Source organism: Nonomuraea sp. NPDC003707 (genome assembly GCF_053587055.1).
Window position 1 is genome coordinate 627,601 of the sequence record NZ_JBSFNK010000001.1, and the last position, 19,603, is coordinate 647,203.

Consider the following 19,603-nt stretch of genomic DNA (forward strand, 5'->3'; position numbering starts at 1 on the left):
AGTGCGGGGGGAAATGCATATAGTGATCATGGGGTGTGGCCGAGTCGGTTCGACTCTCGCTCATATCCTCGAGGACAGCGGCCATTCCGTCGCCATCATCGACCGCGACCCGCAGGCGTTCCGGCGGCTTCGCGCCGGGTTCCGAGGGCGGCGGGTGACGGGCGTGGGCTTCGATCGCGACGTGCTCACCGAGGCCGGCATCGAGTCCGCCGCCGCGTACGTCGCGGTCTCCAGCGGCGACAACTCCAACATCATCTCCGCTCGCGTGGCCCGCGAGACGTTCGGCGTGGACAACGTGGTGGCCCGCATCTACGACCCCCGCCGCGCCGAGGTCTACCAGCGGCTCGGCATCCCCACGGTGGCGACCGTACGGTGGACGGCCGACCAGATCCTGCGCCGCATCCTCCCCGAGGGCGCCGAGCCGCTCTGGCGCGACCCCACGGGCACGATCATCCTGGCGGAGGTCACCGCCAACCCCGAGTGGATCGGCACCCGCGTCGTCGACCTCGAGCACCGCGTCAAGACGCGCGTGGCCTTCATCAACCGCATGGGCGAGGCCCTGACCATCACGGAGGACACCGTGGTGCAGGAAGGCGACGTGCTCCACGTCATCGCCGCGGAGAACGACATGGACCGGATCAACAAGGTGCTCGCCGCGGCACCGGAAGAGGACGAGTGATGCGCGTCGCCATCGCCGGAGCGGGCGCCGTGGGCCGCTCCATCGCGGCCGAGCTCCTGGAGAACGGCCACGAGGTCCTGCTCATCGACGTGGACCCCCGGGCCATCAAGATCGACAGCGTGCCGCGCGCCGAATGGCTCCTCGCCGACGCCTGCGAGATCGCCTCCCTCGACGAGGCCGGGCTCAACAACTGCCACGTCGTGGTCGCCTCCTCCGGCGACGACAAGGTCAACCTGGTGGTCTCCCTGCTGGCCAAGACCGAGTACGGCGTGCCGCGCGTGGTGGCCCGCATCAACCACCCCAACAACGAGTGGCTCTTCAACGAGTCCTGGGGCGTCGACGTGGCCGTCTCGACCCCGCGCCTGCTGAGCGCCCTGGTGGAGGAGGCGGTCAGCGTCGGCGACCTCGTACGCCTGATGACCTTCCGCCAGGGCCAGGCCAACCTGGTGGAGCTCACGCTGGCCGAGGACGCCCCGGTCGTGGGCCAGCGGGCCGGCTCGGTGCCGTGGCCCGTGGACTCCGCCCTGGTCGCGATCCTCAGGGAGGGCCGGGTCCTGGTGCCGACGGCGGACGATCCGCTGGAGGCGGGGGACGAGCTGCTGTTCGTCGCGAACCAGGAGGTGGAGCAGGAGCTCGCCCACCTCCTCTCCCAGCACTAGCCGGTACGAACCCGGGCCCCTTGGGGGGTTCCGGGGCCGAAACACCGGGAGGCGCTTCGCGCCATTCGAGCACTCGGGCCCCGACTCCCAGGGGCTCCGCCCCTTCGACCCCGCAACGGCGCGGTCCTCGCTTGAAGGCGCGCTGCGCGCGACGAGAGCTCGGGCAGCGCCCTGTGGGGGCAGGCCCCCACACCCCCAGGCGGGGACCTGCCGGCCCCCGCGCCCCCGGACGCGACCCCGATGACCGTGGCGACCAGCGTGTCAGACGAGCTGGGCGCGACCGGACTGAATGCCATCCAATGCATGTGCTGCAAGGAGATCTTTGGGATGATGGCTCCGATGCGGGTTCTCGTTCGAGAAGAGGGAGGGGGCGGAGCCTATGTCCTACAGTCCGAAGCTTGCGGCGGCGTTGTCGGGTGCCACGCTTCGCCAACTCGCGCATTGGCGTAAGGCCAGCGCCGGCCGTGGAGCCGTACTCATCCCCGAGATCTCCGAGAACCGTCCCATCCTCTACTCCTTCCGCGACCTGGTGGCACTACGAACCTGTGTGAAGCTGCGCAATGACACCTCGCTGCAGAAGATTCGGCGCGCTCTGGACACGCTTCGTGACGACCTGCAGGAGCGTGAGCACCTGTCGGCTTACCGCCTGGTGGCCGATGGCTCCACGGTCTATCTCGTGGAGCCCGGACAGGCGACCGACCTCGTGCGTCGTAAGGCCCACGTGGTCATCCATGAGATGGTGGACGTCCTACGCCCGTTCTACCGGGATGGCCGGCACATTCCCGATCTGCTCCGGCCTCGTGACCACGTCACCGTCGATCCGGCCATCAGGGGCGGGGTACCGGTGATCGAGGGCACCCGCGTGCCCTATGACGAGGTCGCCGCGTTGTTGCGCGACGGGGTGCCGGCCGAGCAGATCTCCACGTACTACCCGAACGTGACGGCTCCCGCGGCATTGGACGCGAAGGACTTCGCCGATTACGTCGACAGCTATGACCCCCCGAGGGAGCCGCGTGAGGCTGCTGCTGGATGAGAACGTCCCCAAGCCGCTCCATCAGGTTCTCACCACATTTATTCTGAACCACGAAATCGTGCATTTGCTCGATCTTGATGGCTGGTCTGGAACCCGCGATGAGACGCTCTACCCCCGAGCCGCGGCCGACGGGTTTGATGCGATCCTGACAAACGACGGACGACAGATGCAGCGTCCCCGAGAGGTCGCGGCCATCGCCGCCTCCGGAATACATCGAGTCGAATACTCACACAAGCACCCAGGGCTGGTTGGGATGGGCATCGCGATCGCGACCGTTGCGGCCGGCATGCCTGGTGCGTTGGCCTTGCTGGAGGAGTCTGACGGTCAGCGGTTGATCAGCTTGCGTGGGATCGATCCGACTGCGGCAAGCCGCCTCCGTCTCATCGATCCAGCCAAGACGCCGCCGAAGTTCTGGCCCTCGCTTCTGTAGGCATGGCCGCGCCAATTCACGCGAACGGCTGCCCGTGACCCATGGGCAACAGCACGAAGACCCCTCGCCACGGGCGGCGAGAGGTCTTTCCGGAGCGGAACCGGCGCTCAGTCGAAGGTCACGCTGAAGCGCCTGGAGTCATCCGCGTCCATGCAGTTGACGACGACACTCATGGGCAGCACGACGGAGCCCCTGTCCAGGCTCTCGAGGAACCGTTCGCACAGAGTGTCATCCGGCCCCCTCCAGTCGTCGTCGGCGACGGCCGGCCCCGCTGCCAGGAGCAGGGCGGCGGCGGTCGTGGCCAGGGCGGTGACGGCACGTGCGTACATTGGGGCCCCCGATTGGCTCGAAGTGATCCTTCGCCAGCCTTCGTACCCGCGCAAGTGGATCAGCTCTTCTAGGAAATGATCCGGAGATCTTTACCAGGGATCGTCAGGCGGGGGCCACCGGGGGTTTGATCGGGGTGCGGCCGCGGCCCAGGACCCAGAGCATGGCGCCGAGGGCGGCCACCTGGAGCGGCCAGCCCATGGCGATCTTGGCGACGCCGAGGGCGGCGACCGCCTCGTTGCCGCCTCCGAACCAGTAGACCGGCCCCTGCACGGCCACCCGGACCGCGCACGGCAGCAGGAGCAGCCAGGTCAGCCGGGTGCACAGCTTCACGATGCCCGGGTCCTTGTGCCAGGCGGTCGGGTCGCCCGTGACCGAGCCGATCAGGAAGCCCACCACCGGCCACCGGGTGACGATGGACAGCAGCATCGCCACCATGTAGCCGGCGTTCCACAGGATGCCGGGCAGGAAGTAGTCCTTCGCGTCGCCGGTGCGGCTGGCGAAGAACGCGCCGATCGCGATGCCGATCAGGCTGTTGATCACGAACTGCGGCGTGGACCGCTGCACGATCCTGACCGCCAGCAGCACCACCGCGATCGAGACGCTCACGATGAGCGACAGCTTCAGCTCCTCGGTGCTGACCCAGCACACCGTGAACGCGATCGTCGGGATCGCCGCCTCGATGATGCCGCGCACCCCGCCGAAGGCCTTGGCGAGCTGGGCTCGCACCGCCGCCTCAACGGTGTCGTGGGCGACCTCTTCCGCCTCAGCACTCACGTGTCAACTCCCTGGGCGCAGCTCGTAACGCGGATTGAACATCACCTTGCGTCCGTCCTGCATGCTGACCAGGCCCTCGGCCTTGACCGTGCGGCCGGGCTCGATGCCCGCGATCTTGCGGCGGCCGAGCCAGACCAGGTCGATCACGTCGGACCCGTCGTAGAGCTCGGCCTCGAGGGCGGGGGCGCCGCCCCTCGGACGGAGTGTCACCGTACGTAGCGTACCTGCCACGCAGAAGCGCCGACGGCCGCCACACGAGACGATGGGGGTCGCGCCGACCTCGTCGGCGTCTTCTCGCAGTTCCTGGGCCTCGATCTCGGACTGGGGTGAGGCCAGCCGACTGAAGAACCCGCGCAATCCCCCGCGTTTCGGAGGCTCTGCCGTACTCATGATGAATCAGCCTATGTGATGTCGGCGCGATGTCAGCCCTCAGCGAATCTCGCTGATTTCGGGTCCCCGTTTGAACGGGTTGAACCCGGGCCGATCGTCGCCCGTCTCGCCTGCTTGTTCGTTGGGGCGGCGCAGCGGGATGGGCTCCTCGCGGGCCATCGGGTCGCCGCCCCGGACCACCACGACGTCCTTGACGAAGTCGATGTACGCCGCCGCCACGGCCTCGTCCAGCGCCGCCTTGCCGGAGATCACGGCGAGCAGGAACCAGCGGGGCCCGTCGATGCCGAGATATCGGGCGGGACGGGAGCCGTCCTCGACCTTCATCTCGCCCCTCAGCTCGCTGCCGAACGGGCCCTCCCGCTCCTCCAGATGCTGCGCCTGGGCCAGGATCTTGGTCTTGACCTCGTCCCACAGGCCCGAGCTGCGCGGTGCGGCCAGGGCCTGGAGCTGCAGCGAGCTCTCCTCGTAGAGCACGACGACACCGACGTGCTGGTCTCCGACGGAGGCCAGCCGCACGTCGAAGTCGGGATTGTGCGGCAGCCGCAGGCCGCCCAGGTCGATCCTGTCGGTCTCCGGGTGGGGCTCGTCGGCGTCCCACGGGCCGGAATCTCGCGCAAGGGCGGCAGGATCCTGCTCGACGACCTGCTCCGGCTGCTCACGACGACGACGTCGGAACACGTTCCTCACTCTCCTCGCTCGCGGGCCGTCAGCGCGGCCCGATGCTCATCGTCCTGTAGATCCGAACCCGTTGGCGCCGCGCACCGAACCCGGCAGGCTCTCCACCTCGTAGAAGGCCGCGCGCTCCACCCGCTGGACCACGAGCTGGGCCACCCGGTCGCCCCGCTGGAGGCGGAACGGCTCCTTGGCGTCGGTGTTGATCAGCGTCACCCTGATCTCGCCGCGGTAGCCCGCGTCGACCGTGCCCGGCGCGTTGACCAGCGTGACACCGTGCTTGGCGGCCAGCCCGGACCTCGGGTGGACGAACGCGGCGTAGCCGTCGGGCAGGGCGATCGCGACGCCCGTCCCGATGACGGCCCGCTCGCCGGGCAGCAACTCGACGTCCTCGGCCGCGTAGAGGTCGGCGCCCGCGTCTCCCGCGTGGGCGTAGGACGGCATCGGCAGCCCGGCGTCGAGCCGCTGGATGAGGACCTCTACGTTGCTCAAGGGTTCACCTCGTAGTCCTGGGTGTTCTGTACGGTGGCGTGCTTGGCGAAGTGTCCCATGCTCACCTCGACGAACAGCGCCGCCGCGCGGACGGACGGACCGTCGGAGGGCTGTTTCGCCCCTCAGCCTCAAGGTACGCCTTCCCGCCCGCATTGCCGTCGCACCCGGCACGCAAGTGGAGTGTCGTGCCCACGGGAGCGGAGAGGAGACAGGGAGTCACGGCTGACGAGGTTACTCGGTGTCCACCCGCCGGCCGTTCTCGCCCTGGCTTCCGGGCTCGGCGCCTCTGCCGCCGGGCTCCACGCCGCGCGATCCGGATACGTCGTCGCGGGGAGCGGCCCCCTCGCCGCGCGGACGGGGAACCTCGCCGGGCCCTCCCCCGGCGTCCCCTCTGGGCCCCTTGTCCTCGCCGGGACCATGGCTGGGCGGTGGCAGGGCAGGTGGTTGATGCATGAGCTCGGGCAGCGCGCGGTAGATCACCGCGGCCACCGGCACGGCGACGGCGGCCCCCGCGATGCCGGCCAGGATGCCGCCGATGGCCAGCACCAGGATGATCGCCAGCGGATGGAAGTTGAGCGCCCGGCCCACGATCAGCGGCTGGAGCACGTGATTTTCCAGCTGCTGCTCGACGATGAGGATGCCGAGGAAGATCAGCGCGTAGACGAGCCCCTTGGCGCCCAGCGTGACGAGGGTGGCGACCGTGCCGGCGAAGAAGATGCCGACGATGGGGATGAAGCTGGCGAAGAAGATCAGCACGGCCAGCGGCGCCCACAGCGGCACGCCCATGCCCGCCAGCACGATGCCCATGATCAGCCCGTGCACCGCGGCCACGGCCACGGTGCCCTGCACGTAGTGGGAGAGGGTGGCCCAGGCGGCCCGCCCGGCCCGGTCCACGCGCGGCGCGACGTTGCCGAACCCCCGCAGGACCCACGACCAGATGCGCTCGCCGTCCTTGAGCAGGAAGAACGTCACGAACAGCAGCAGCACGATGGACGCGAGCACCTCGAAGGCGACCGCCCCGGCCGTCAGCACGGTGCCGGTGATGGCCGTGCGCTGCGTGTTGACCATGGTGGCGATCTCGTCGACGTAGCTCGTGATCTGCGCCTCTTTGAGGTGCAGGGGGCCGGTGATCAGCCAGTCCTGCACCGATCGGGCCGTCGCCTGCACCTGCTGGACGAGGTTGGGGAACTCGTCGCTGGCCCGCGCCCCCACCAGCCACCCGGTGCCGACGAGCACGGCCAGGGCCACCAGCATGGTGATCCAGGTGGCGTAGATGGGCCGCATGCCCGTCTGGCGCAGGCTGTTGGTCAGCGGGAACAGCAGCGCGGTCAGCAGCAGCGCGATCGCCACGGGCAGCGCCACGAACGTGAGCCGGGCGATGACGAGGGCGAAGAAGTAGACGACCACGCCGACGAGGATCAGGCACGCGCACCACGCGGCCATCTTGGCCAGCACGGGCGGCACGAGCTTGGTAGGGCGGTCGGGAAACACATATTCCAGACTGGCATGTCCGCGGCCCGGATGCGCGCCCATAAATCATGGGGCGGCTGACCACAGAGCGACGCGAAGGCCGCGCGACCAGCACAAGCCCACCTCGCCAAGGTCGGGCCTGTGCAAGGGATGGACGGCGTGTCACCGTCATGGTCATGAAGGCTGTGGTGGTCCTCGCCGTGCTCGCGTCGCTCTTGCCCGCCCCCGCGTACGCCTCCCGCGCAGATCTGGCGCTGGACGTGCTCTCCAGCCGCCCCGACCAGGTCACCGGCGGTGACGCCCTGCTCAGGGTCCGCCACCGCGAAGGCACGCGGCTCCGGGTCACGCGCGACGGCGAGGACGTCACGGCGGCCTTCAAGCAGACCAGGGACGGCCTCACGGCTCTGGTCACCGGCCTGAGGACGGGAGCGAACACGATCGTCGCCACGGCGGGCCGGGAGCGGCGGACGCTGACGTTGCGCAACCATCCCATCGAGGGCCCGGTCTTCTCGGGTCCGCACCAGTACCCGTTCCTGTGCAAGACCGAGCGCAGCGGGCTGGGCCCGCCCGCGGCGGACAACCAGGACGGCCAGGGCATGCGCGTCGCGGACGGCTGGAGCAGGGACTGCTTCGCGCCGGCCGTCACCGACCGCCTCTACCGGTCCACGGACGGCACGTTCAAGCCCCTACCGGACGAGCGACCCGCCGACATGGCCACCACCACGCTGCCGGACGGCCGCACGGTCGACTTCGTGGTACGCAGGGAGCGCGGCGTGATCAACCGCTTCCTCTACTCCATCGCCATGGTCGAGGACGGCTGGACCGGCCGGGCGATCTACCGGTTCGACGGCGGCGTGGGGATCGGCCACGACCAGGGCACGCTCGGCGGCAACGCCCTCGACCCGTACGGGCTGGGCCAGGGCTACGCGATCATGTACTCGTCGGGCACCCGCACCTCCACCCACTACAACCTGATCCTGGGCGGCGAGACGGCCCTCATGGTCAAGGAGCGCTTCATCGAGCAGTACGGCGTCCCGCTCTACACGGTGGGCGTGGGCGGCTCGGGCGGGGCCATCCAGCAGTACATCTACGGCCAGAACCTGGGCGACCGGCTGATCGACGCCGCGATCCCGCAGTACTCCTATCCGGACATGGTCACCCAGACCATCCACGTGGGCGACTGCGAGCTGCTCGAACGCTACATGGACCACAATCCGCGCTGGGCCCGGTGGGACGACAGGACGGCCCTCATCGGCATGAACGCCGGTGACACGGTCGCGAACCCTTACACCGGTAAACAGGGCTCCGACGAGTGCGTCAACGGCTGGCGCGGCCTGACCCCGCTGACCATGAACCCGCGGTGGACCTCGAACAACGACCCCGAGTGGCAGCGCATGGACCCGCCGGGCGTCAAGGACACCGTGCAGTGGACGCACTGGGACGACGTGCGCAACGTCTACGGCGTGGACGAGCACGGATACGCCCGCTCGACCTGGGACAACGTGGGCGTCCAGTACGGGCTGAAGGCGCTGGCCGACGGCGTGATCACCCCGGCCGAGTTCCTGGACGTCAACGCGAAGGCGGGCTCGTGGAAGGAGGCGGCGGACATGGTCCAGGAGGGCTGCCCGTTCGTGCAGTCCGCCTGCCCGGCCGACTTCGACCCCTGGAGCGCCCGCAACGTCAACCTGGGCGACCCGGCGCCCAGGCGCGCGGGAGACCCGATCGCGATCAGGAACGTGCGGCGCAGCGGCCTGGTGTTCAGGGGCGACATCGACATCCCGATCATCGACTGGCGGCACTACCTGGAGGACCGGCTCGACATGCACGACTCGCACCAGTCGTTCGCCTCCAGGCAGCGGATGCTCGACCACGACGGCCGGGCGGGCAACCAGGTCATCTGGTTCACGGACGCGCGGCCCGACGGGCCGACGTTCGACCAGACGCCGCAGGCGCTGCAGGTGATGGACGCCTGGATGGCCAACATCCGGAAATATCCGGCGCGCGGCGTGGTCGGCAACAGGCCGCCCGAGGCGGTGGACCGCTGCTTCGCCACGGACGGCACGCAGATCGCGGCCGGCCCGCACGTCTGGGACGGCATCCTCGACCGCCGCTCCCCCGGCGCCTGCACGCAGCGCTTCCCGCTCTACTCGACGAGCCGCGTGGTGGCGGGCGGCCCGCTGGCGGGCGGCGTCTACAGGTGCCGCCTCCAGCCGGTCGATCGGGCCGTCGCGAGGGGCCTGTACGGCTCCTGGCACCCGACCGAGGAGGAGCGGGCCAGGCTGAAGCAGATCTTCCCTACCGGAGTGTGCGACTACTGACGGGCAGCTCGCGCATCGAGCGCAGGGGCGAGGTGACCAGCGGCAGGAACGCCAGGCAGGCCCCGGCAGCGGCGACCAGGAGCGTGTTCCGCACCCCGATCGCCCCGCCCAGCGCGCCACCGATCAGCCCGCCCAGCGGCAGCGTGCCCCACACCAGGAAGCGCATGGTGGCGTTCACCCGCCCGAGCAGCGGCTCGGGCGTGATGGCCTGGCGGAAGCTGACCTGCGTGACGTTGTAGATCACCACCCCGGCCCCGACGCAGAACTCGTAGGCCACGAACAGCCCCAGCCGCCAGTCGGCCGCCATCCACGGCAGCACGAACGTCAGCGGCGCGGGCACGGCGATGCCCAGCCACATCGCCGGCCCCTGCCCGAGCCGCCTGACGACCCGGGCGTTGACCAGCGCGCCGACGATCCCGCCGAGGCCGCCCGAGGCCATGAGCAGCCCGATGGTGCCCGCGTCCAGGCCGAGCTCCCTGGCCAGGAGGAGCAGGAGCATGGGCTGGGCCACGGAGACGAAGAAGTTCGCGGTGGCGGTGCAGCCGGCGATGCGGCGCAGCAGCCGGTGCCCGAGCACGAATCGCACGCCTTCGGCGATCTCCTGGCCCAGGTTGGCCCGGCCGGGCTCCGGACGGGCCTCGTGCCTGCGGATCGTCCCCAGGCACAGCGCCGACCAGGCGAACCCGGCCACCGTGGCGACCAGCGCGAACGGCGCGGTGAGGAGGTGGATCAGGTAGCCGCCCCCGCTCGGCCCGCCGACCTGCGCCACCGTGCGGACGATCTCCAGCGTGGAGTTGCCCTCGACGAGCCGCTCGCGTTCGACCAGGCAGGGCAGGTAGCTCTGGTACGCGACGTCGAAGAACACGGTGAACACGCCCAGCACCAGCGCCACCGCGTACAGCTGGTGGATCGTCAGCACGTCCAGCCACCACGCGACCGGCACGGACGCGAGCGCCAGCGCCCTCGCCCAATCGCTGACCACCATGACCACGCGCTTGCGCAGCCGGTCGACGAGGGCGCCGGCGGGGAGCCCGATCACCACGAACGCCAGCGTCTGGCATGCCGCCAGCAGGCCCACCTCGAACGCAGAGGCCCGCAGCGCCGACACGGCCACCAGCGGCAGCGCCAGCACCAGGAGCTGGCTGCCCGCCTGGCTGGCGACGTCGGCGAGGAACAACCGGCGGAAGTCGTGATCGCGTAACAGGCTCACCCGTCAGAGCATCCCTGACCGATTGAGAAAAATCAACCGGTTATAGGGTGGCGGTCCATGGGCACCCAACGCCGCCCCGCCACCGAGGCCGAGGCCCGCGCGCTGGCCTCTGCCGTACGGCTGCGCATACTGCGGCTCTGTCTCGACCAGGCGCTCACCAACAAAGAGATCGCCGGCCGCCTCGACGCCAACCCCGCCACCACCCTCCACCACGTGCGCAAGCTCGTGGAGACGGGTTTCCTGTCCGCCGAGCCCAGCCGGCCAGGGCCGCGCGGCTCCACGGAGATCCCCTACCGGGCCACCGGCAAGTCGTGGGAGATGGACGTCCGCGAGAGCGGCGTGAGCGGGGGCAGCGCGGCGATGCTCGACGCGTTCCTGCAGGAGAGCAGGCTCATCGACATCGAGCGGGCCGACCTCGTCAGGCTGGGGCTCAGGCTCACCCCCGACGGGCACGCGGAGCTGCGCAGGCGGCTGGAGGAGCTGTTCGACGAGTTTCGCGGGCGGCAGGCGCCGCCGGACGGGCAGGCGTACTCGATCTTCCTCGCCATGCACCGCGACGTCACCCGGGACCCCTGAGGACCCCCGAACGCACGGACGCCGGGCGCCCCGCAGAGGGGGGCGGCCCGGCGTCCTGCCATCCGGACGTCAGCCCAGGTGGACCTCGACTTTCAGCTCGTCACCATACTCCAAGACGAACTCCTCCACAGTGCCTGCGGCACAAAGGTCGTCCTGAGCTTGGCGGACAAGCCCGACTTCGGGCGCCCAAACGGTCAGCCTGGAGACCTCGGCCCGCATCGACTGCTTGGCCTCGGACTTGGCTTTGCGCACCTGGCCGAGCACCTCGGACGCCACGGCCAGCACGGCCGGGTCGCCGGCCCCGCGCGAGAGAGCGGGCCACGGGGCCCGGTGCACCGACCCCTCGCGCCACCACGACCACACCTCTTCGGTCACGAAGGGCAGGAACGGCGCGAACAGCCGCAGCAGCACGTCGAGCGCCTGCCGCAGCGCCGCGTGGGCGGAGGCGGCGGCCGGACCGGACTCGTAGGCCCGGGCCTTGACCAGCTCCAGGTAGTCGTCGCAGAACGCCCAGAAGAAGCGCTCCACGGCCTCCAGCGCCCTGGTGTGGTCGTAGGCCTCGAACGCCTGGCCGGCCTCGCGCACGGCGTCGGACAGGCCCGCGAGCATCGACAGGTCGAGCGGCTCGGTGACCGTGTTTGATCCTGGCCCGTCGTTCATAGCCAGGCCGAGGACGAACTTGGACGCGTTGAGGATCTTGATCGCGAGCCGCCGCCCGATCTTGAGCTGCCCGGCGTCGAACGCGGTGTCCACGCCGTAGCGGCCGTTGGCCGCCCAGTAGCGCACCGCGTCGGAGCCGTGCTGCTTCAGCAGGTCGAGCGGGGTGACCACGTTGCCCTTGGACTTGGACATCTTCTTGCGGTCGGGGTCGAGGATCCAGCCCGAGATCGCGACGTCGCTCCACGGCAGCCGGCCGAACTCGTAGTGCGACCTGACCACGGTCGAGAACAGCCAGGTGCGGATGATCTCGTGCGCCTGCGGCCGCAGGTCGGCCGGGTAGACCCGCTTGAACAGGTCGTCGTCGGTCTCCCAGCGGCCCGCGATCTGCGGCGTCAGCGACGAGGTGGCCCAGGTGTCCATCACGTCGGGGTCGGCCATGAACCCGCCGGGCACGCCGCGCTGGTCCTCGGTGTAGCCGGGCGGCACGTCGGAGGACGGGTCGACCGGCAGCATGTCCTCCGTGGGCACGATCGGCGCGTCGTGGACGGGCTGCCCCGACTCGTCGATCGGATACCACACCGGGAACGGCACGCCGAAGAAGCGCTGGCGCGAGATCAGCCAGTCGCTGGTGAGCCCCTCGACCCAGTTGTCGTAGCGCACGCGCATGTGCGGCGGGTGCCACGTCAGCTCGCGCCCGCGCCCCAGCAGCCGATCACGCAGCTCCTCGTCGCGCCCGCCGTTGCGGATGTACCACTGGCGGGTGGTGACGATCTCGAGCGGCCGGTCGCCCTTCTCGTAGAACTTGACCGTGCGCGAGACGGGCCTCGGCTCGCCCTCGAGGTCGCCGGACTCCCGCAGCAGCTCCACGATCCGCTCGCGGGCGCTGTGCACGGTCTTGCCGGCCAGCTCCTTGTACGGCTCCGCCTCCACGCCCTCCGGCGGCTCGGCCAGCAGCCGCCCGTCCCAGCCGATGATCGGCCGGGTCTCCAGGTGCAGCTCCCGCCACCAGGTGACGTCGGTGATGTCGCCGAACGTGCAGATCATGGCGATGCCGGTGCCCTTGTCGGGCTCGGCCAGCCGGTGGGCCAGCACCGGCACCTCCACCCCGAACAGCGGCGTCAGCACCGACGTGCCGAACAGCGGCTGGTAGCGCTCGTCGTCGGGGTGGGCGACCAGCGCCACGCACGCCGGGATCAGCTCGGGCCTGGTCGTCTCGATGAAGACCGGGCCCTTCTCGCCGTAGAACGAGATCTTGTGGAACGCGCCGGGCCACTCCCGGTCCTCCAGCTCGGCCTGGGCGACGGCGGTGCGGAAGGTGACGTCCCACAGCGTCGGCGCCTCGGCGAGGTAGGCCTCGCCGCGCAGCAGGTTGCGCAGGAAGGCGCGCTGCGAGACCGCCTGCGCCTCGTCGCTGATCGTGGTGTAGAGCAGCGACCAGTCGACCGACAGGCCGACCCGCCGCCAGACCTCCTCGAACGCCTGCTCGTCGAGGGCGGTCAGCTTGTGGCACAGCTCCACGAAGTTACGCCGCGAGATGGCGATCTCACGTTTGCCGGGCTTGTCCGGTGGCACGAAGTCAGGGTCATAGGGCAGCGACGGGTCGCAGCGCACGCCGTAGACGTTCTGCACCCGGCGCTCGGTGGGCAGGCCGTTGTCGTCCCAGCCGATCGGGTAGAACACCGACTTGCCGATCATCCGCTGGTAGCGGGCCATGATGTCGGTGTGGGTGAAGGAGAAGACATGACCGACGTGCAGCGAGCCGGACACGGTCGGCGGCGGCGTGTCGATGGCATAAACCTGCTCGCGCGGCGCGGACCGGTCGAAACGGTAGGTGCCCTCGTCCTCCCAGCGAGCTACCCATACCTGCTCCAAGCCGTCGAGGGTCGGCTTTTCCGGCATGGATGCATGGCGTAGTCGCTGTTGAGTCATGCCTCCATATGGTACGGCTTCGCAGGCCCGGCAAGCGGTGCAGACTAGTCTTCGTTACAGAGGGGAAGGGAGATCGACATGGCGGAGGACAAGCCCGATGTCGCCTGGCGTGTGATCGGCGGCCTGGTCGGTCTGGCCACCGGCTGGGCGGCAAGGAAGGTCCTCGGGTTCGTCTGGGTGAAGGCGACCGGGAAAGAGCCGCCGCTCGACACAGACTCGCCCGAGGTCAGCATGGGGGAGGCGATCGGTTACGCCGTGCTCATGGGTGTCGGCATGTCCGTGGCGCAGATCGTGGTCAACCGGACCGCCAAGAAGCGTTACGACGCGTGGAAGTCTGTGAAGCAGGTGACTCAAGGGCAGTGAGAAACTCGTTGGCCCAGCGGTCCACGTCGTAGGTGGCTACCCGGCGGCGCATCGTGCGCATCCGCCGGGCCAGCTCGTGCGGCGTGGCCCGCATCGCGGCCACCATCTGCCGCTTGACGTCCTCCACGTCGTACGGGTTGACCAGGTAGGCCTGGCGCAGCTCGTCGGCCGCCCCGGCGAACTCGCTGAGCACCAGCGCGCCGTGCAGGTCGTGGTGGCAGGAGACGTACTCCTTGGCGACCAGGTTCATCCCGTCACGCAGCGGGGTCACGACCATGACGTCGGCGGCCAGGTAGAGGGCGGCCAGCTCGGCGTGGTCGTACGACTGGTGGAAATACTGGACCGGCTGGTAGCCGAGCTGCGCGTGCTCGCCGTTGATCCGCCCGACCTGCAGCTCGATGTCGTCGCGCAGCCGCTTGTACTCCTCCACCCGCTCCCTGCTGGGCGTGGCGATCTGCACGAACACGGCCTCGTTCGCCTTCAGCCGCCCGTCCTTGAGCAGCTCGCCGAACGCCTCCAGCCGCTGCCCGATGCCCTTGGTGTAGTCGAGCCGGTCGACGCCGAGCAGCACGTGCTCGGGATCGCCCAGCTCCGCCCTGACCTCCTTGGCCCGCGCCATGATCTGCGGGTCGCGCACCAGCGAGTCGAGCTGCCCGAAGTCCACCGAGATGGGGAAGGCCTGCGTGGTCACCACCCGGTCGTCGAGGAAGATCTCGTTCCCCTTGTACGGCAGCCCGAGCAGCCTGCGGCACAGCCGCCGGAAGTTGGAGGCCCCGCCGGGCAGCTGGAAGCCCACCAGGTCGGCCCCGAGCAGCCCTTCGACGAGGTCCTTGCGCCACGGCAGCCGCCAGAACAGCTCGGTCGGCGGGAACGGGATGTGCAGGAAGAACCCGATCCGCAGGTCCGGCCTGAGCCTGCGCAGCATGGCCGGGACGAGCTGGAGCTGGTAGTCCTGCACCCAGACCACCGCGCCCTTCTCGGCGGCGTCGGCGGCGGCGTTGGCGAAGCGCTCGTTGACGGCGCGGTAGGTGTCCCACATCGCCCGGTCGAACACCGGCGGCGCCACCACGTCGTGGTAGAGCGGCCAGAGGGTGGCGTTGGAGAAGCCCTCGTAGTACAGCTCCACCTCACCGGCCGACAGGGGGATCGGGATGAGGTTCATGCCGTCCTGCTCGAACGGCTCCAGCTTCTCGTCGGGGGCTCCGTGCCAGCCGAGCCAGGCTCCGTGCCGGCGCTTCATCACCGGTGCGATCGCGGTCACGAGCCCGCCAGGGCTTCTGCGCCACGAGGCCGTTCCGTCAGGCTCGAGCATCCGATCCACCGGCAACCGGTTCGCGACGATCAGAAACGAGCTACGGCCAGTCACGCAGTTCCTCCTATTGTTCGCCGAGCACGCGGCGGACGGCGTCCGCCACCGAGTCGGGACCCGCATGGGGGATGATCGCGGCGATGTGGGAGTCGGGCCTGATGAGCCATGCCTCATCCGGTCCGGCGCCGAGCCTTTCAGCGAGCGAGCCGGTCCCATCCATCTCCGCGAGCCCGCGCACGGCGAGCGGCGCCGTAATGACCTTGCCCAAGACCTGCGCAAACAAACGCGAATCGCACATATCACCCAACAACACGAGAAAACCGTCACGACAGAACTCCCGCAACCTGCCGCCCGAAAGTCCCACGTCAGGAAGGATCACGCCGGGCGCCGGAACGCACAGCGCGCCCTTGGGCGGCCTGCCCCCGAACGGCCGCGTCGGCTCGGGGGTCGTCAGCGGCGAGTCCACATACCAGAACGGCTCCGCGAACCGGCCCGAGTCCACCTCCGCCACCAGCCCGCCCTCCAGCACGGCCCGCCTGCGCATGCGCTCCGCCACGGTCCTGGGGGCGAGGAAGCGCATCGTGGCGGCGGTGATCTCGAGGTTCTCCCGCGCGGCCGCGTGCCGCTCGGCGTGGTACGACTCCAGCAGCCCCTCCCCCGCCCAGCCGTTGAGCACGAAGGCCAGCTTCCAGGCCGCGTTCTCGGCGTCGGGCACGCCGGAGTTGAGCCCTCTGGCGCCGAACGGGGCCACCAGGTGGGCGCTGTCGCCGGCCAGCAGGACCCGGCCGACGCGCATGCGGGAGGCGATGCGGGAGTGGAAGCGGTACGTGCTGTGCCAGAGCAGGTCATAGGGCCGGCCGCCGATGATCTGCCCAATTTTTCTGGAAATATCGGCTTTTGTTGGGATGAAGTCGGGCGCGATCTGCCAGTCGATCCGGAACGTGCCGCCCGGGCAGGGATGGATCAGGACCTGGCGGCCCGGGTTCCACAGCGGGTCGAAGTAGAAGCGGCGCTCGTTCTCCCAGCCGGGCAGGTCGGCCCTGATGTCGCAGATGAGGAACTGGTCGTCGAACGTCTCCCCGTCGAACGAGACGCCGAGCGCCTGGCGTACCTGCTGGGCCCTGGCGCCCGCGCAGACCAGCGCGTAGGACGCGCGCAGCAACCGCTGACCGCAGCGGACCGTCACCCCCGAGGGGTCCTGGTCGAGGCCGGTGACCTCGTGGTCCCAGCGCACCTCGATGAGCGGCTGCGCCGCGATGGCCTCGTCCAGGATCTGCTCGGTGCGGGTCTGGGAGATGTTCACGCACGCCGGCAGCGGGCCCTCGCGCTCGAACGACCAGGAGAACAGCTCGCGGTCGCGGTAGTAGGTGCGGGCGGTGGTCCAGGCCAGGCCCTCCTCGGCGATCTTGCCCGCGCCGGCGGCGGTCCAGATGTCGAGCACGTCGCGCTGCTGGCAGATGGACTTCGACCCGGTGGAGTCGCGCCCGGCCCGCCGGTCGAGCACCAGCACCTGGATGCCCCAGCGGGCCAGCAGCAGCGCGGCACTCTGCCCGACCGGCCCCGCCCCGACCACGATGACCTGCGCACTGGATTGGGCGTTCATGACTGGAGCTGGTCCCAGACTTCGCGGTCGCGCTCGGCGGTCCAGATGCGCGGGCGCTCGACGCCGTGCAGCTCGTCCCAGAGCCTGGAGACGTTGAACGGCAGGCAGTGCTCGAAGATCGGCCAGGACCCGTACCGGGGCGCCAGCGCCCGGTGCGTGCGCTCGAACGCCTCCTTGAGCGAGCCCGCCGCGCCGACCTCGCGCAGCATCACGGCGAGGAAGTCACGCGTCTGCGCGATGGCCGCGTCCACCCCCTGCCGGCCGCGCGCCACCGCGCCCCTGCCCCCGACCAGCGTCTCCGCCCCGAACGACGCGACCTTGTCGAGCGTCGCGGCGGACCAGTCGAGGTGGAAGGCGTCGCCGGTGTAGAGGGCGGCCTGGGACTCGACGAGGTCGCCGGCGAACATGATCCGTCGCTTCGGCAGCCAGGCCACCAGGTCGCCCTCGGTGTGGCCGCGCCCGCAGTGGGCCAGCACCAGGTCGCCCCGGTCGCCGCCCAGGTCGATGGTGAACGTGTCGCTGAACGTCGCCGTCGGCCACGTCAGCCCCGGGATCGACCCGGGCTCCTTGAACAGGCGGGGCATCCTGGCGTACTCGCTGGCCCAGTCCTGCTCGCCGCGCTCGGCGATCAGCTCGCGGGTCTTGTCGTGCGTCACGATCACGTCCGCGCCGAACGCCGACGCGCCCAGCACGCGGACGGCGTGGTAGTGCGACAGCACCAGGTACCTGATCGGCTTGTCGGTGTGCTCCCGCAGCCTGGCCAGCCATTCGCGGGCGGCCACGGGCGTGGCGAGCGCCTCGAAGCAGACGAGGAAGTCCTCGGCCTCGATGGCGCCCACGTTCGGATCGCCTTCTGCCGTGAGCGCGTACACGCCCTCGGCCAGCACCTCCAGGGACTGCTTCTTCTCGCCGAGATCGGCCGACGAGGCGAACGGTCTGGCCATCACCACTCCTCCCGCGACGCGGTCAGCACCCGCCAGGACCCATTCCCCCTCCGACGGCCCCTCTCCCAACGCCGCCCCACGTCACGCCGGGCGCCTGGTCTGGACGATGTGGAAGCGGCCCGCCACGTAGCCCGGGTCCGTGAGCGAGGCCGTGGCGGCCGGGTTGGCGCCCGTGCCGTGGTAGTCGCTGAACGCCGCCGACTGGTTGACGAAGACGCCGCCCGTCAGGTTGCACGACAGGTTCACCCCCGCGTCGAGGGCGGCCCGTTCGGCCTGGTCGAGCACCTCGTCGGAGGTCGAGTAGGCGGCGGCCGTGAGCGCCCCGCGGGCCTTGATCGTGCGCCGTAGCACCTCCAGGCTCTCCTGCGTCGACCCCGTCGGGATGACGAACGCGATCGGCCCGAAATGCTCCCGCCCGTAGACGTCGGAGTCGTCCGGCGAGACCTTCACGATCACCGGCGTCCGCACCACCGCGTCCGGGAACCCCGGGTGCTTCACCGCGCGCGACTCCAGCACCACCTCGCCCAGCGACGGCGCCGCCTCCACCCGGGCCAGCACGTCGGGGTTGACGATGGCCCCGGTCAGCTCCACCGCACGGGCGTCGTCCCCGAGCAGCCTGCCGACGGCGCCCGCCAGCCCGGCGCAGACCTCGTCGAAGCTCTTGTGGCCCTCGTCCGTCTCGATCCCGCCGGCCGGCACGAGGAGGTTCTGCGGCGCCGTGCACATCTGGCCGCTGTAGAGCGACAGCGAGAACGCCAGGTTGCCCAGCATGCCGCGCCAGGAGTCGGTCGAGTCGACGACGATCGTGTTGACCCCCGCCTTCTCGGTGTGCACGAGCGCCTGCCGCGCGTTCCGCTCCAGCCAGTCGCCGAACTCCGTGGAGCCGGTGAAGTCGACGATGCGGACGTCGGGGTGGGTGGCGAGCGTCCTGGCCAGCCCCTGCTCCTCCTCCACCGCGAGCGAGACCAGCCCGGGGTCGAAGCCCGCCTCGGCCAGCACCTCGCGGGCGATCCGCACGGTGATGGCGAGCGGCAGGACCGCGCGCGGATGGGGCTTGACGATCACCGGGTTGCCGGTGACGAGCGAGGCGAACAGCCCCGGGTACGCGTTCCAGGTCGGGAACGTGTTGCAGCCGATCACCAGCGCGACGCCCCGGGGCACGACCGTGAAGCGCTTGTCCATGACCAGCGGCTCGCCCTTGGCCGGCTTCTCCCAGCGGGCGCTCGCGGCCGAGGAGGTCATGGCCGCGTAGCCGTACGCGACGGCCTCGAGCGCGCGGTCCTGCGCGTGCGGCCCGCCCGCCTGGAAGGCCATCACGAACGCCTGCCCGGTCGTGTGCTGCACCGCATTGGCCAGCTCGAAGCTGCGCCGGTTGATCCGATCGACGATCTCGACGCAGGCCAGCGCGCGGGCCTCGGGCCCGGCGTCGCGCCAGGCGGGCAGCGCCGCCCGGGCCGCGGCGATCAGGTCGTCCACGAGCGGCTGCGGGTAGGTGACGCCGAGGTCGATGCCGTACGGGGAGCGCTCGGCGCCGATCCAGGACCCGGTGCCCGGCTGGTCGAGGGGGAACGGCCTGCCGAGGTGGGACTCGAACGCCTCCTTGCCCCGCTCGGCCGCCCCCTCGCCGTAGACGCGCGGGCTCGGCGACTCGGGATAGGCGCTCCAGTATCCCCGCTCGGCGATGGCCGACAGCGCCTTCTCCAGAGTCTCGCGGTGCTGCTCGAACATGGTGTTCATCCTCTTGACAGGGATGGTCCGGACG

Annotated in this window: 19 protein-coding genes; 7 read left to right on the forward strand and 12 right to left on the reverse strand. The window is 70.2% G+C overall.

Annotated features, from left to right (window positions below; genetic code table 11):
- Positions 1-13 precede the first annotated feature (13 nt).
- From ACWDRB_RS02920 to ACWDRB_RS02935, 4 genes are all read left to right on the forward strand, one after another.
- A complete protein-coding gene (locus ACWDRB_RS02920) occupies positions 14-679 on the forward strand; it encodes a potassium channel family protein (protein ID WP_350722857.1) in 666 nt (221 codons plus the stop codon).
- On the forward strand, positions 679-1,338 hold the full coding sequence (locus ACWDRB_RS02925; protein ID WP_350722859.1) for a potassium channel family protein: 660 nt from the start codon (positions 679-681) through the stop codon (positions 1,336-1,338). The genes ACWDRB_RS02920 and ACWDRB_RS02925 overlap by 1 nt, the downstream gene beginning before the upstream one ends.
- A gap of 379 nt (positions 1,339-1,717) precedes the next feature.
- On the forward strand, positions 1,718-2,371 hold the full coding sequence (locus tag ACWDRB_RS02930) for a DUF433 domain-containing protein (RefSeq protein ID WP_449891616.1): 654 nt from the start codon (positions 1,718-1,720) through the stop codon (positions 2,369-2,371).
- A complete protein-coding gene (locus ACWDRB_RS02935; RefSeq protein WP_449891617.1) occupies positions 2,352-2,801 on the forward strand; it encodes a PIN-like domain-containing protein in 450 nt (149 codons plus the stop codon). Before ACWDRB_RS02930 ends, ACWDRB_RS02935 begins: the two co-directional genes overlap by 20 nt.
- A gap of 107 nt (positions 2,802-2,908) precedes the next feature.
- On the opposite strand, the gene ACWDRB_RS02940 is transcribed toward ACWDRB_RS02935, so the two are convergent.
- From ACWDRB_RS02940 to ACWDRB_RS02965, 6 genes are all read right to left on the reverse strand, one after another.
- Positions 2,909-3,130 (reverse strand): hypothetical protein, encoded by a 222-nt coding sequence (locus tag ACWDRB_RS02940; protein ID WP_449891619.1) that lies wholly within the window; start codon positions 3,128-3,130, stop codon positions 2,909-2,911.
- A 103-nt stretch (positions 3,131-3,233) separates the two neighbouring features.
- Positions 3,234-3,905, reverse strand: a complete 672-nt coding sequence (locus tag ACWDRB_RS02945; RefSeq protein WP_449891620.1) for a DUF3159 domain-containing protein — start codon at positions 3,903-3,905, stop codon at positions 3,234-3,236.
- Between the two features lie 3 nt (positions 3,906-3,908).
- Positions 3,909-4,115 (reverse strand): OB-fold nucleic acid binding domain-containing protein, encoded by a 207-nt coding sequence (locus tag ACWDRB_RS02950; RefSeq protein WP_225289212.1) that lies wholly within the window; start codon positions 4,113-4,115, stop codon positions 3,909-3,911.
- A 219-nt stretch (positions 4,116-4,334) separates the two neighbouring features.
- Complete coding sequence (locus ACWDRB_RS02955) at positions 4,335-4,973, reverse strand: DUF3710 domain-containing protein (RefSeq protein ID WP_397365100.1); 639 nt, start codon at positions 4,971-4,973, stop codon at positions 4,335-4,337.
- Positions 4,974-5,018: 45 nt separating this feature from the next.
- Positions 5,019-5,459, reverse strand: a complete 441-nt coding sequence (gene dut / locus ACWDRB_RS02960; protein ID WP_355194384.1) for a dUTP diphosphatase — start codon at positions 5,457-5,459, stop codon at positions 5,019-5,021.
- A gap of 231 nt (positions 5,460-5,690) precedes the next feature.
- On the reverse strand, positions 5,691-6,950 hold the full coding sequence (locus ACWDRB_RS02965; protein ID WP_449891621.1) for an AI-2E family transporter: 1,260 nt from the start codon (positions 6,948-6,950) through the stop codon (positions 5,691-5,693).
- A gap of 155 nt (positions 6,951-7,105) precedes the next feature.
- Between ACWDRB_RS02965 and ACWDRB_RS02970 the strand changes: the two genes are divergently transcribed.
- Positions 7,106-9,247 (forward strand): DUF6351 family protein, encoded by a 2,142-nt coding sequence (locus ACWDRB_RS02970; RefSeq protein WP_449891623.1) that lies wholly within the window; start codon positions 7,106-7,108, stop codon positions 9,245-9,247.
- Here ACWDRB_RS02970 and ACWDRB_RS02975 read toward each other — a convergent pair.
- The gene (locus ACWDRB_RS02975; RefSeq protein WP_449891624.1) at positions 9,225-10,457 is read right to left on the reverse strand and encodes an MFS transporter; all 1,233 of its coding nucleotides are present in this window, start codon (positions 10,455-10,457) and stop codon (positions 9,225-9,227) included. The genes ACWDRB_RS02970 and ACWDRB_RS02975 overlap by 23 nt on opposite strands.
- A gap of 57 nt (positions 10,458-10,514) precedes the next feature.
- Here ACWDRB_RS02975 and ACWDRB_RS02980 point away from each other — a divergent pair, with 57 nt between their 5' ends.
- Entirely contained in the window at positions 10,515-11,033 is a 519-nt protein-coding gene (locus ACWDRB_RS02980; RefSeq protein WP_449891625.1) for an ArsR/SmtB family transcription factor, read from the forward strand.
- 69 nt (positions 11,034-11,102) lie between these two features.
- On the opposite strand, the gene valS is transcribed toward ACWDRB_RS02980, so the two are convergent.
- Positions 11,103-13,592, reverse strand: coding sequence for a valine--tRNA ligase (gene valS / locus ACWDRB_RS02985; RefSeq protein WP_449891626.1), 2,490 nt, complete (start codon positions 13,590-13,592; stop codon positions 11,103-11,105).
- A 108-nt stretch (positions 13,593-13,700) separates the two neighbouring features.
- On the opposite strand from valS, the gene ACWDRB_RS02990 reads away from it, so the two are divergent.
- Positions 13,701-13,985, forward strand: coding sequence for a DUF4235 domain-containing protein (locus ACWDRB_RS02990; RefSeq protein WP_185077851.1), 285 nt, complete (start codon positions 13,701-13,703; stop codon positions 13,983-13,985).
- Here ACWDRB_RS02990 and ACWDRB_RS02995 read toward each other — a convergent pair.
- The 4 genes from ACWDRB_RS02995 to paaN form a co-directional block, all read right to left on the reverse strand.
- Complete coding sequence (locus ACWDRB_RS02995) at positions 13,918-15,351, reverse strand: alpha,alpha-trehalose-phosphate synthase (UDP-forming) (RefSeq protein ID WP_350722881.1); 1,434 nt, start codon at positions 15,349-15,351, stop codon at positions 13,918-13,920. The genes ACWDRB_RS02990 and ACWDRB_RS02995 overlap by 68 nt on opposite strands.
- Positions 15,352-15,361: 10 nt before the next feature.
- Positions 15,362-16,897, reverse strand: a complete 1,536-nt coding sequence (locus ACWDRB_RS03000) for an FAD-dependent monooxygenase (RefSeq protein WP_449891627.1) — start codon at positions 16,895-16,897, stop codon at positions 15,362-15,364.
- Positions 16,894-17,841 (reverse strand): MBL fold metallo-hydrolase, encoded by a 948-nt coding sequence (locus tag ACWDRB_RS03005; RefSeq protein WP_449891628.1) that lies wholly within the window; start codon positions 17,839-17,841, stop codon positions 16,894-16,896. Before ACWDRB_RS03005 ends, ACWDRB_RS03000 begins: the two co-directional genes overlap by 4 nt.
- A gap of 81 nt (positions 17,842-17,922) precedes the next feature.
- Positions 17,923-19,569, reverse strand: coding sequence for a phenylacetic acid degradation protein PaaN (paaN, locus tag ACWDRB_RS03010; RefSeq protein ID WP_449891629.1), 1,647 nt, complete (start codon positions 19,567-19,569; stop codon positions 17,923-17,925).
- Positions 19,570-19,603 lie beyond the last annotated feature (34 nt).

Bases quoted from the DNA above. Each gene is read 5' to 3' on its own strand.
- ACWDRB_RS02920 (WP_350722857.1), top strand. From the start codon at position 14: ATGCATATAGTGATCATGGGGTGTGGCCGAGTCGGTTCGACTCTCGCT.
- ACWDRB_RS02925 (WP_350722859.1), top strand. From the start codon at position 679: ATGCGCGTCGCCATCGCCGGAGCGGGCGCCGTGGGCCGCTCCATCGCG.
- ACWDRB_RS02930 (WP_449891616.1), top strand. From the start codon at position 1,718: ATGTCCTACAGTCCGAAGCTTGCGGCGGCGTTGTCGGGTGCCACGCTT.
- ACWDRB_RS02940 (WP_449891619.1), bottom strand. From the start codon at position 3,130: ATGTACGCACGTGCCGTCACCGCCCTGGCCACGACCGCCGCCGCCCTG.
- ACWDRB_RS02970 (WP_449891623.1), top strand. From the start codon at position 7,106: ATGAAGGCTGTGGTGGTCCTCGCCGTGCTCGCGTCGCTCTTGCCCGCC.
- ACWDRB_RS02980 (WP_449891625.1), top strand. From the start codon at position 10,515: ATGGGCACCCAACGCCGCCCCGCCACCGAGGCCGAGGCCCGCGCGCTG.
- valS (WP_449891626.1), bottom strand. From the start codon at position 13,592: ATGCCGGAAAAGCCGACCCTCGACGGCTTGGAGCAGGTATGGGTAGCT.
- ACWDRB_RS02990 (WP_185077851.1), top strand. From the start codon at position 13,701: ATGGCGGAGGACAAGCCCGATGTCGCCTGGCGTGTGATCGGCGGCCTG.
- ACWDRB_RS03000 (WP_449891627.1), bottom strand. From the start codon at position 16,897: ATGAACGCCCAATCCAGTGCGCAGGTCATCGTGGTCGGGGCGGGGCCG.
- ACWDRB_RS03005 (WP_449891628.1), bottom strand. From the start codon at position 17,841: ATGGCCAGACCGTTCGCCTCGTCGGCCGATCTCGGCGAGAAGAAGCAG.
- paaN (WP_449891629.1), bottom strand. From the start codon at position 19,569: ATGTTCGAGCAGCACCGCGAGACTCTGGAGAAGGCGCTGTCGGCCATC.